Source organism: Leptolyngbya sp. BC1307 (assembly GCF_002286735.1).
Lineage (GTDB): Bacteria > Cyanobacteriota > Cyanobacteriia > Phormidesmidales > Phormidesmidaceae > Phormidesmis.
In genome coordinates, this window is sequence record NZ_NRTA01000006.1 from 141,589 (window position 1) to 153,879 (window position 12,291).

General features: G+C 54.7%; 8 protein-coding genes. 4 read left to right on the forward strand and 4 right to left on the reverse strand.

Annotated elements, in window-relative coordinates; genetic code table 11:
- Positions 1-267 precede the first annotated feature (267 nt).
- Positions 268-621: a phospholipid-binding protein gene (locus CKL79_RS05890; RefSeq protein WP_121968653.1), complete on the forward strand. Its 354-nt coding sequence runs from the start codon at positions 268-270 to the stop codon at positions 619-621.
- Between the two features lie 157 nt (positions 622-778).
- On the forward strand, positions 779-1,600 hold the full coding sequence (dapB, locus tag CKL79_RS05895) for a 4-hydroxy-tetrahydrodipicolinate reductase (RefSeq protein WP_121968654.1): 822 nt from the start codon (positions 779-781) through the stop codon (positions 1,598-1,600).
- Between the two features lie 305 nt (positions 1,601-1,905).
- On the opposite strand, the gene CKL79_RS05900 is transcribed toward dapB, so the two are convergent.
- On the reverse strand, positions 1,906-3,948 hold the full coding sequence (locus tag CKL79_RS05900) for a pentapeptide repeat-containing protein (protein ID WP_121968655.1): 2,043 nt from the start codon (positions 3,946-3,948) through the stop codon (positions 1,906-1,908).
- Positions 3,949-4,362: 414 nt separating this feature from the next.
- Between CKL79_RS05900 and mutL the strand changes: the two genes are divergently transcribed.
- Positions 4,363-6,111, forward strand: a complete 1,749-nt coding sequence (gene mutL / locus CKL79_RS05905; protein ID WP_121968670.1) for a DNA mismatch repair endonuclease MutL — start codon at positions 4,363-4,365, stop codon at positions 6,109-6,111.
- Here the strand turns inward: mutL and CKL79_RS05910 are convergent.
- Both CKL79_RS05910 and CKL79_RS05915 read right to left on the reverse strand, forming a co-directional pair.
- Positions 6,108-6,578 carry a GNAT family N-acetyltransferase gene (locus tag CKL79_RS05910; RefSeq protein ID WP_121968669.1) on the reverse strand — a complete coding sequence of 157 codons (471 nt, stop codon included), beginning with the start codon at positions 6,576-6,578 and terminating at the stop codon, positions 6,108-6,110. The genes mutL and CKL79_RS05910 overlap by 4 nt on opposite strands.
- 166 nt (positions 6,579-6,744) lie before the next feature.
- Positions 6,745-8,931, reverse strand: a complete 2,187-nt coding sequence (locus tag CKL79_RS05915; protein WP_121968656.1) for a CHASE2 domain-containing protein — start codon at positions 8,929-8,931, stop codon at positions 6,745-6,747.
- A 237-nt stretch (positions 8,932-9,168) separates the two neighbouring features.
- Between CKL79_RS05915 and CKL79_RS05920 the strand changes: the two genes are divergently transcribed.
- Positions 9,169-11,271, forward strand: a complete 2,103-nt coding sequence (locus tag CKL79_RS05920; RefSeq protein WP_121968657.1) for an ATP-binding protein — start codon at positions 9,169-9,171, stop codon at positions 11,269-11,271.
- 129 nt (positions 11,272-11,400) lie between these two features.
- On the opposite strand, the gene CKL79_RS05925 is transcribed toward CKL79_RS05920, so the two are convergent.
- Positions 11,401-12,291: ATP-binding cassette domain-containing protein (locus CKL79_RS05925; protein WP_121968671.1), on the reverse strand; the 891-nt coding region annotated here is incomplete at its 5' end.

Below are 12,291 nucleotides of genomic sequence, written 5' to 3' on the forward strand. Positions count from 1 at the left end.
TCCAAAAAAGTTTGGGAATAGCCGGATAAATGGCTCACAGTGCAGCGATGACCCCCATATCGGGCCGTAGGCGCAATCCCTCGGCAGTCATTCAGAATGGTCTGGCTGCAGATTTTCTCCCATCGCGCTAGGCTCAGAGCCTTCTCGGGTGACAAGCCATACAGTAATTTGCTTCCAAAGGTACACAGCGCCGACTGAGCGACCAGATACTCTAATGGCCTGAGCAGGTGCCTTCCCTGCCTTTGTACACCAACATGGGAAAGTATTATGGGTTTTTTCAGCAGAATTTTTGGTAAAAACAAGCCGAAAGACGCTTCTACCTCAGTGCGCCGGGGCGTTGCCAGTGCGAGCAAAAAGGCCGCCAGCAACGATGTACCCGACTACAAAGTAGGGCTCAATGGCGAATTTGACGAGAGCGGACTGGCTAAGCGGGTTGCCCTCGCCTTTGATGAAGACAACCAGCTAGACGATATCGATACGCTATGGGTGGCTCAGACCAGTGCTACCGTCGTGCTCAAGGGCAAAGTGCCTAGCCAGGCAATTTTAGACAAGATGGTCAGCGTCGCTAAAAAAGTGGATGGTTCAGATACCGTCGATACCAAACAAGTAGAAGTGGGCTAGCGGCTCAGGTGTCGCTCTGACTCAGCGGCTCATAGAGCATTTGAGAACTTGAAAGGGAGGCGATCGCAGCTTCCCTTTTGTCATATCAAGTCGCTATACAGTCGCTAGACAGGTCGCTATACAATGGCCCAATAGACAAGACACAGTACATAGACTTATGAGCGATCAAAAAATTCTGGTGGTCGTCAATGGGGCATTAGGCAAAATGGGGCGAGCCATCGTCAAGGCCGTTGCCGCTGCTGACGATATGACTTTGGTAGGCGCGATTGACCGCAACCTAACGCTGATCGGCCAAGATATCGGTGAAGTGATCGGCATAGAGCCGCTCGAAATCCCGGTGATGAATGATTTAGAAGCCACCCTGGTAGCGGCCCAGAGCGAAGGCACGGCGGTGATGGTCGATGTCACCCACCCCGACAGCGTGTATAGCTCCGTTCGTGCTGCCCTCGCTTACGGGGTGCGGCCAGTAGTGGGCACCACTGGCATGAGCGCCAAGCAAATTAAAGACCTGGCAGATTTTGCCGATAAGGCGAGTACGGGCTGCTTGCTGATTCCCAACTTTTCTATTGGCATGGTGCTATTGCAGCAGGCGGCACTACAGGCGGCGGCTTATTTTGACCATGTGGAAATTATTGAGCTGCACCACAACCAAAAAGCCGATGCGCCCAGCGGCACCGCCGTAAAAACCGCGCAAATGCTCGCAGAAGTCAACAAAAATTTTAACCCGCCCCAGGTCGAAGAATCTGAAAAAATGACCGGCGCTAGAGGTAGCCAAACCGATGAGGGCGTGAGAATTCACAGTGTGCGGCTGCCAGGGCTAGTGGCCCATCAGGAAGTGATTTTCGGGGCGGCAGGCCAGGTCTATACGCTGCGTCACGATACGAGCGATCGCGTTTGCTACATGCCAGGCGTCTTACTCTCTATTCGCCGGGTGCTCTCGCTAAAGTCGCTGATATATGGGCTCGATAAGATCTTGTAGCTGCGGGCTACTTGACTATTCTTTTAACTGGCCCTTTAAAAAGAAAAAGGCCCGACCCCTTTAAGCCCCCAGGGTCAGGCATTTCTTATGAAGTGTGCCGACAACCCCAATTTCCAATCTCCTAAAATGCCCCTTAGGATGACTGAATGGTTTTGTATGCGCCCTTCAGAAGTGACCTTATTGTCGGTAAATGCGGCAGCTGATGCCTCGCAGTAAACACGGAAATATTAAGCGGTTGGGCAATTGGGCAGCTTTGACATTCCGTGTATCTACGCTGTTCTGTCTCAGAACCGAGCTACCTCAGATTAAAAGTAGAGCAGCAGATTGAGGCCGGGGATAGTGCGTGAGAGCGTCCACAGCAGCAGCGCAATGTAGACAGTGCCCAAACTCCACTGGTACCAGGCGAGGGCGCTGATCAGTCCAGGAACGGCCCGATCTCGCAAGCGGATGTCGTTAAAGCCAAATTTGAACCAGTTGTTAAAGCTGAAGTCGTAGTAGTTAAGCCAGTTCCAGCGCTGATCGGCCAGCAGAGGAGTGTAGCGATCGCGGTAAAACGGATACTTAGGAATCACCGGTAGCCTGGCAATCAGCACCTGAATCTGGCGCAGCGCCCCGTTTTCGACGAAGTAGCTGCGATCCATCAGATCGTGATAGCGGCCCTGCTGATAAAGCCTCACGAGCAGCGCCCCCGGCACGGGCAAGACAACCAGCAGCACAGCGGCCAGCGTCCGAGCCGGATGGTGGGTATTTTGACTGAGAATGCTCAGCGATAGAATCAGCATACCGACTCCACTGATCGCCATGGCCACCGTCTCAGCGCGAGTGGGGACAATTGGGGTGGGCACCCGGCGGCGGTAGCGATCGCTCAGCCAAAAGACAAGGGCAAACAGCGTCATCGCAATCAGGCCAACGCTAAAAGTAAGACCGACGTTAGTACCGTAGTGGCTGAGCGTCAGCAGACCCGCTAGCAGCAGCCAACGCACCAGCCGCTGCGCCCGGCTGAGCCAGTTAGTCGGTTGGGTAGTGATGCGATCGCGCACCTTCAGATAAGTGGCCAAGTCAATTTCATCGAGTCCCAGCAGATCAGCCGGGCTGACAAAGGGCTGATCTTGTCTGCGGGCTATTACCGCCCTCGCCTGCTCCGATCTGAGCCCCAGTCTCACAAGCTGATCCGAGCGGGCCTGATTGAGACTCACACCAAAAATCTGCCGCTGTATTTGCGCGAGTCGCAGTCGCTCGGTGGTGTATTCCAGCTGGTTGGCATCGCTGATTTGCTCTAGCAGACGAAAATTTCTCACCAGACTACGCAAAACCGTTTCATTATTCGCCAGAGCGGGCACTGAAAACACCCGGCCAATCTGACCCGGACTGCCCAAAATTTTAGCGGCTTCGGCGCTGAAGTCTAAGTCGGTGACGTTGATGGTTGTGGCTTTGGCAAAGCGAGCATCGCCAAAATCTAGCTGGCTGAGAATATGTGCGCCTCGCAGACTCAGCGGCTGCTGAAACTGAGCCTGCCGAAAGCTGACGGGCGCTTCAAACTGGGCATCGGTCAAAAATAGCGCCTGGTCAAAGCGGCTTTTTTGAAAGCTGACGGTGCCGTGAAAATTAGCCTGATCAAAGTCGGCGTTAGTCTGCCAGCGCGATCGTCCAAACGTAGCGGCCTGAAAATCAGCCCGAGCAAAGCTGGCATTCTGGTGAAAGGTACTGCCCTGCCAGTTGGCAAAGCCGCTAAAGCTAGCCTGGTTAAACTGCGCGCTGCGGGCAAACAAAGCACTCCGAAAGCTGCTCTCTTGCTGAAATTGCCCTTGGCTAAAGTTAGCGCTGCGGGCAAACCGCGCCCCTCGCCAGCGGGTCTGCTGAGTAAAAATTGCCTGCGTTGCCTCCACTCGACTGAGAAAATAGGTATCCGTCGCAGTCGTTTCGCCATTAAAGCAGGTCTGAACCAGCAGCAGCGGCCCCCTAAAGACAAACCGATCAAGCTGAGCAGGCTGAGCCTGAATGAGCAGCGATCGGGCCAGTGCGCCGGGAGGAGAGCTCATAGGAGCGCCAGCCACAGAGCCAAGCATCGGTCTGGCCTCAGATAAAACATCTTTAGACAGCAGTGGCTGAAATTCGCGGTTAAAAGCGTCCAGCGCAGGTAGGCTCAGTCCGCCATAGGCTGGCACCCGCAGACTCAGCCGCGAAAAGTTTAGATCGCCCTGAATCAGTGCATAGCTGAGGTCTAAGCCTAGCGGCTGACCGCTATTGAGACTCTTTTGCAGTCGCTGGTAAAAGAGATCGGCGAAGGCTGCTGAATTCCCGGGTTCGTTAGCGCGCAGATCAATTGTCAAACCTTTGAGATCGACCACTAGCGCCCCTCCCTGACGAACGGGTTCAGCCAGCCGCCGATCAAGTAGGTCGAGCGTCAGCCTGGCCGCTGGGCAGTCGATCCGGATAAACCAAAAGTAGCTCCGATGGCTTTTCCAGTTGACGCCCAGCCACTGCCTAATAGAATGACAGCTAAGAGAGTAATCAGGGCCAATTTAGACAGCCAAATTTGGATCAATCGCCACCGTTGAGAAATATCGACCATCCGTTCGCTATCTACCTACTCACCAAAACTGCGCCCGCTGCGTAGCCTACTCTATCGCTCATTCCTCAGCAAAGAAACGGTTTCTTTTGTAGAAAAACTATCGCGATTAGCGACTCAGCTTGGGCAGCCCGCTCGCTACACTGAGTCTATGAACGACAAGCAGAACAACTGGCCAATCAGCCGCTCAGATATGGCGGAAACACAGGCTTCTACCATTCAGCCACTCGGGCAAGAGCTGGTCTATTTAATGGCGGCAGGGGAGGTGATTGATTCGCTGGCGGCAGTCGTGCGTGAGCTGGTTGAAAATGCCTTGGATGCGGGGGCAACGCGAATTACGATCAGCCTGTGGCCGCAGCAGTGGCAGGTACGAGTCGCTGACAATGGCTCAGGGATGAACCTTCGTGATTTACAGCAGGCGGCGATCGCCCACGCCACCAGCAAAATCTCTACCCGACCCGATCTGCTCAACGTCCGCAGCTTAGGGTTTCGCGGTGAAGCCTTGCACAGCATTGCCCAGATGGCGCAATTAGAAGTTTGCAGCCGCCCTCAATTAGATCCATCGATTGCGGCCCAATCGGTTACGGCCCAATCAGATGCGGCGCAGGGCTATCATATCCGCTACAGCACTGAAGGGTTGCCTAAGCAGAGTCAGGCGGCGGCGATCGCCCCTGGCACCATTGTCACCGTCAGCCATTTATTCGACCGCTGGCAGGCCCGGCGTCAGGTGCCTGCACCCGCTCAGCAGGTCAAGGCGGTCGGTCAGCTGATTCAACAGCTTGCCCTGTGCCACCCGCAAGTAACCTGGCAGCTAGAGAAAGACGATGCGCCGTGGCTGTCTCTGTGGCCTGGCCCCACCGCTAAAACGATGCTGCCCCAGATCTTGCGCAATGTCCACGATACCGACATTAAAGAACTGAAGGCAGCAGGGCTCTACCTGGCGGTCGGCCTACCAGATCGCTGCCATCGGCGACGCCCCGACTGGGTGCGCGTGGCGATCAACGGCAGGCCAGTCACGGTCAGCGAACTCTCTTACGCGCTGATCAACAGCTTTCGGCGGACGTTGCCACGCGATCGCTACCCTTTGTGCTTTTTGCATCTCACCCTGCCGCCCACCCAGCTCGACTGGAACCGGCACCCGGCGAAATCGGAAGTTTACGTGCAGGGGTTGGCGGCTATTTGCGATCGCATTACCGCCGCTGTCACAGACATTTTGCAGCTCGACAACCTCAGTGATGCCTATCAGACTCAGCGAGCCGGGGCGCTGATCAAAGCCGCCGAACAAGCAGGGGAGTATGCAGCCTCGCGGCAGATTCAGCCAGCGCTGTTAGCACAGCCAACTGTCAACTTATCTGATGCTTTGCCCGGCGATCTGCCGGGTGGTTTGCCCAGTAATTTACCAAGTGATTTGCAGGCGATCGCCCAGGTTCACAACACCTATATTTTGGCCGAGCATGCGGGCGGACTCTGTCTGATTGAGCAGCATATTGCCCATGAGCGCGTACTTTACGAACAGCTTCAGCAGCGCTGGCAAATAGTGCCGGTCGAATCGCCCATTGTCCTCTCTGACCTAGCCCCTGAGCAGGTCGAAAGGCTAAATGAAATCGGCCTTGAAGTAGCCCCATTTGGCGATAGTCTGTGGGCCGTTCGCACGGTGCCAGAGCCGCTGAGCCAGCGAGCCGACTGCGCCGATGCCCTTAAAGAGCTGAGCCTGGGCGCAAACTTAGAAGCTGCCCTAGTCGCGACGGCTTGCCGCACCGCCATTCGTAACGGCACCGCGCTCAGTCAGCCGGAGATGCAAACGCTGGTCAATCAATGGCAGCGGACAGCGCGATCGCTCACCTGCCCGCACGGACGCCCTATTTGCCTCACCTTAAAAGAATCCAGCTTAGCTAAATATTTCCGCCGTAGCTGGGTTATCGGCAAAAGTCATGGCATTTAGAAGGCATATAAAATCTTCTCCATTGCAAAGTTGGTGAAGGTTTCACCCCGACGAGCCACGGTTTGTTCTTTGACTATTGCAAACCCCATGCGTTGAAAGAAAGGCTTGGCAGTAATGCTGACTTCCACAAACAAGCGGCTGACGGGTAGCTCCAGGGCTTTTGCCTCGATTGCCTGATAGAGCTGACTGCCCACGCCTCGCCGCTGATAGTCTTTATGGCAGTAAAAACAGTCGATATGTCCGTCTGGCTCCAACTCTGCAAAACCAGCGATCGCCCCTGCCTCTTCAGCCACATAGGTAAACCGGCTCAAGCAGACTGCCACCCAATCTCTAAAGTGAATGTCATCGGGTGCCCAGGCGTTAACCTGTGCGCTGGAGTAATCGCGAGCATTCACTTCACGAACGGTTTGGTGAAACAACTGCGCCACCTGATCGGCATCTTGCGCTTTGAATAAGCGGATTTTAATCACAGCTCATTTACCTGGCTGAACAAGTACGAAGTTTTTGTTGAACTTGATGGGTAAGCTAAAGCGATCGCCCGCAAACCGTGACAAAAGTCATGGGAGAGATCGTGACCTTTGCCGCCTCTCAGCCCCATGCCGGTTTGCCAATCTCTCAGGCGGTTTCAGGCGGTTACTGATGAGCTTCCCAGTGGCGGCGCTGATAGCTTTTGCTAATGCGCGCGCCAGCCGCTGAGAGAAAATACGCACTGGCTGGTGCAACAGCTGGCACCCAGCCACCCGCTTGAAAACAAAGCAGGCTCACAAAAAAGACGATAGCCAGACCGCTGACGCCGAATAAGATGAGTATGGGGCCGCGTGAGGTCACAACCATAAGAATGCTGCCAATACCGGTTAGCGCTACGATCCAGACTATTTCTATCCAGTCTGGCCAGGCCCAAGGAAGCGTTTCGCCGTCTAAGGCTGCTGAAAGGATTTGGCTGGCAACTTGAGCATGAATCATCACTCCCGGCATCTGATGGCGATCGCTGCCAGTATTAAAAGGCGTCAAAAACAAATCACGACTGCTGCCAGCGACTGAACCCATCAAAACAATCTTATCTTTCACCAGATCTGGATCAAAGTTGTTGTTTAAGACATCAATAAAGCTCAGCTTAGGCGCGACATTTTGAGCTGAGCGATAGCGTACAAGCATTTGATAGCCAGCCGTATCAGCCTGTTGGTAGCCGCCAAAGCTAGGAGAAATCATCTCGAAGCGAGCCTTGCCAAGCTGCAAAATATCGCCATCTGTTGGGACAATCGCGTGATACTTTTCCAGATAGCGCATAGATAGCTCTAGCCCCAGCGAAAAAATTGGCTGCTTGACGGGGTCGCTCACCAGGCTAGGGTCAGCGCTGCTCGGGCGGTCACCTTCTCTCAGCAAGGTGACTTTATCGACAAAGTGGAGCATGGGGGCTCGTCGCACGCGAAAATCTGAATCGATGACGATATCGCTGAAGCTAGTTTGCTCAAAGGGGATGCCTGCTGGCGGCGGCATGACAGCGTTACTATTCGCGTCGCCCAACTTGGTTACGGCGATCACATTCGGGGCTTGCAGGCTCTGCATCAGCGCCTCGGTACCGGGAGCTTGGGGCAGATCGCGCGGCAGATCAAGGCCAATGCTAGCAGGCTGGTGCTGCTGCAAATTTTCAATCGCGGTCGCTACCGACTGGTCAGAAGGGGTGGGTAGGGCAAGCGATCGCAGATCGGCCTCTGTTACTTCCACAATCAGCAGCCGGTTATCTGGCCCCAGATCGGCGCGGCTGTTCACCAGCGCATCATAAACGGCTAGCTCAGCAGGGACAAAAGCGCCGATGTGCCGCAGCCCCAAGATGAAAGCGCTGGTGGTAACCGTGGCGATCGCTACCGTCCAGCACTGAGCCCTTTTGCCCATGTGCCATCGCAGCATAGAAGAAGCCCTGCCGGTTTCTAGGCGGCCCTGGGGCAGAGAGTTTGGCGGAACTTCGGTGCGGGCAGCTTCGGCGGGCAGTTGATCGAGCCGCGTCAGATCCCGCTGCACTTCTTCTACACTTTCATAGCGATAGCAAACATAGTGCCGGGTCATTTTGCTCAGCACAATAGCGAGTCCCGGGCTAACCTCAGCGCAGTCTTGCCAGCAAGGATCTAAGCTGCCGTCTTCAGGAAGATCTTGCGGCGATCGCCCTGTAATCGCCTGAATAGCCGTCATCCCTAACGCATAGATGTCGCTGCTGTAGCGCGGCCTGCCCGAAAGCTGCTCACTGGGCGTATAGCCGTGGGTGCCAATGCCAATCGTCAGCGCCGTGGTCTCGCTGGTCATTAGGCGGGTGCGAATCTCTTTGACCGCCCCAAAATCAATCAGGACAATCTCGCCATCTGCCTGCCTGCGAATTAAGTTGTCTGGCTTCAGATCGCGATGCACCACATGGTGATCGTGAATAAAGCCCAGCACTGGCAGCACGCCCTCTAGCAGGGCAATCACTTCAGCCTCGCTGAGCTTACCAGCTTGCTTAATCTCGTTTTCTAAAGACTGACCGTCAACAAACTCTTGAACCAGATAAAACTCGTTATCTTCTTCAAAAGAGTCTAGTAGCTTAGGAATATGCGCGTGAGAGCCCAGCCGCTGTAAAGTCTTAACCTCAGTTTCAAACAGCCGCCGCGCAACCGTCAGAAAATTAGCATCCTGGCTGGCTGGCTGAAGCTGCTTGACCACGCAGCGAGGCTGCTGAGGCTCCTGAATATCTACAGCCAAATAGGTTTGGCCAAATCCGCCCGCCCCTAAAATGCGCGTTAGCCTATAGCGTCCAACAAGCGTCTGTCCCAGCATAGTGCTCCGAGTCATCCTGCCTCATAGCTTACCCAGACGGCCTGCCGGAACAAAGTTACTAGCAGATGGACCAGGTTAACAGTACTCAGTAAACAGTGTTCAGTAGGCAGAAGCTGATCTATACCTGTCTCCTGTCTCCTGGTTTAGCTTCCGTAAATACCCCAACTGCGGCATTGGCGATCGCCTGCTCAAGCGGTATTCTATGGTGACAGTAGAGAATAGTCACAGTCAAAAAGTACTCACAGCGAAGATATGGCGGCAAATCTAGCGGCGCGGTTGCAGGCTGAACGAGAGCGACAGTTCATCGGGCGCACGGCTGAGCTAAAAGTCTTTCAGCAGGCGCTGCAGAGTCCAGAATTGCCCTTTTGTCTATGGCATATCTTTGGGCCGGGTGGGGTCGGCAAATCCACACTGATGCAGGCGCTGATTCGCACCTGTCAGACCGGTGATATTCCCTATGCCTATGTCGATGCGCGGCAAATGGAGGCTGATCCTGACTCTTTTTTAAGCGCGCTGCGGGTGGCGATGAGCATGGACGCTGGTGATGATGTGCCAGCGGCGATCGCGGCTGTCGCGAGTCAGGCTGAGCACAATCGCTACGTCCTATTTATTGACACCTATGAGCAGCTCGATGCTCTTGACCTATGGCTGCATCAGAGCTTTATAGCTGAGCTACCGGCCTCCACGCTGGTGGTGCTAGCGGGGCGACAGCCACCGGCCTCTGACTGGCAAATCGATGCAGGATGGCAGGCCCTGATTGAGACACTTGCCCTCCGCAATTTTCGGCCCGAAGAAAGCCAGATTTACCTAACTCAGCGACAGATACCCGCTAATGAGCACGATGCGATCTTGGCCTTTACGCATGGTCATCCGCTGGCACTGTCTCTCGTCGCTGACATTTTTGCGCAGAGTAAGCTCACCGACCAGCCCATTTCATTTCAGCCAGAGGCCGCGCCTGACCTAGTCAAGCTGCTGCTCGAAAAGTTTGTGGCGCAGGTACCGAGCGCGCTGCATCGTCAGGCATTAGAAGCTTGTGCTGGTGTGCAGGCGCTGAGTGAATCGCTGCTGGCTCATTTGCTAGAGCAGCCCGATGTGCATGATTTATTTAACTGGCTGAGGGGACTGTCGTTTATCGAATCGCAGGCTGCCGGGCTATTTCCTCACGATGTGGTGCGAGAGGTCTTGGTAGCCGATATGCGCTGGCGGGCACCCGACTGGTACGAATTGCTGCACGCGAGGGCGAGGGCTTATTATAGCGATCGCCTCAGCAAAACCCAGGGCGCTGAGCAGCATCGAGTGCTATTTGACTATATTTTTCTGCACCGTGATAATTCGGCCATTCGCCCTAACTTTACCTGGCAGGAGACCAGCAGCCTAAAGGTGACTGAGCTGCGGGCTAGCGATGTGCCCGACTTGCTCGCTATGGTAGAGGGCTTTGAAGGCAAAGCGGCAGCGAAGTTAGCAGCCTACTGGATGGTGCAGCAGCCTGAAGGGGTTCTGATTTTTCGAGATGCGGATCAGCAGCCAGCGGGTTTTGTCAGCAAAGTGACGCTGAGCGAGACGACAGCCACCGCGCTCAGCCGAGACCCCGCCACTCAGTCAGCCTGGAACTATCTCAAGGAAAATGCGCCGCTGCGGTCGGGCGAGTCCGCCGTAATGTTTCGCTTTTGGATGGCGAAAGGGACTTATCAGGCCGTTTCACCCGCTCAGAGTCTGATTTTCATCACGTTTGTGCAGTATCACCGCGAGACCACTCATCTTGCCTACACTTTCTTTTCCTGCGCGCAGCCAGAAGCCTGGGCACAGATGTTTGCCTACGCCGATCTCACCCGGCTACCGGCTGCTGACTTTACTATTGATGACCATACCTACGGCGTTTATGGCCACGACTGGCGAGTACTGCCACCAGCGGCCTGGCAGTCGCTTTTGGCTCAGCGGGAGATGACCACGGTAGAACTGCCTGAACCCGTAGCTGAAACGGTAGTTGTGCTCAGCCAGCCTGAGTTTGAGGCCGCGGTGCGGTCGGCTTTGCAGGCGTTTACGCAAGTCGAGGCGCTGACTGACAATCTGTTGGTGCGATCGCGCCTGGTAGAAAACAACACCGCTGCTGAAGCGTCCCCGACAGACCGCGCCGTGGCTCTACAGTCTCTCATCAGTGAAGCCGCCGATACCTTGAAAGCAACCCCCAAGCACAGCAAATATTATCGCGCGCTGCACCAAACTTACCTGGAGCCTGCCCCGACTCAAGAACAGGCAGCAGCAGCGCTAGATCTCCCCTTCAGCACGTTTCGACGCCATCTTAGGGCTGGTATTGCTGAAGTGGCAGCGTTTTTGTGGCACCGTGAATTGAGCTAGCGAGCTGAGTTCGCCAATCCCATTCGCCAATTCCAGAAGAGGATCGCTGTAGCACCCTCCTCCTGGACGTATCGGATGTGAGCTGGTTATGGAACGGGCTATTTATCCTAAATTACTGTCCGACTGGGCTTATCGAGATTGGGGCAAGGTCTGGGTGATCTTCCAGGTATGATCTTCGGCTAATCGTAAAAGTGATTGATGATAGTTCTCTAAAGACTCGCGGTGGCCAACGCTAACATAAGCCGTTTTTGCGGCGGCTAAGTGGCCATAAAGCTGTTCTTCATTGCTGCGATCCAGGGCGCTGGTCGCCTCGTCTAAAAGGGTGTAGGCAGGCTGATGAATGAGCACGCGAGCAAAGCTAAGCCGCTGTTGTTCTCCTAGCGAAAGGACATCGCCCCATTCTTCTACCGTGTCAAAACCCTCGTCATAGCGGTCGGCCAGGTCTGGCAGATTGACTTGCCTCAGTACTTCAGTGAGCTGCGTATCTGTTGCTTTTGTATCCGGGTAAGGATACAGCATTTGCTGTCTGAGGTTGCCAAGCACCATGTATGGTTTTTGGGGCAGAAATAATAGCGCTTGGATATCGGGCCTGAGGACGGTGCCCGTGCCAGATTGCCAGAGACCGGCGATCGCTCGCATCAAAGAACTCTTACCGCACCCACTCGGCCCCATGACTAAGAGTGACCCCTCTTGGTCTAAGGTCAGTGAGAGATTTTCAATCAGCGTTCGCTGATAGTTGGGCGTTTGGAGCGTCAGGTTATCGAGCGCTAACGTTGGCGATGCCTCAATCGCAATGATAGGCGAACTGGTTTCTAGATTGTCCTCTGTATTCGTTTCAGCTTTTGAGTTTGTTTTGACTGCTAATGACGCGGCTAAGACGGGGAGTTCTTCCGAATCTTCTTTGTCTTCTTCAGGCGTATCAGGGGCGCATCCAGATGTTGTGGGAGGACTTGCCAATAAGAAAAAAGGGATGAGATCATAGATCCCGTCCCAACAAAAACTAGTCATGATTGTATCTTC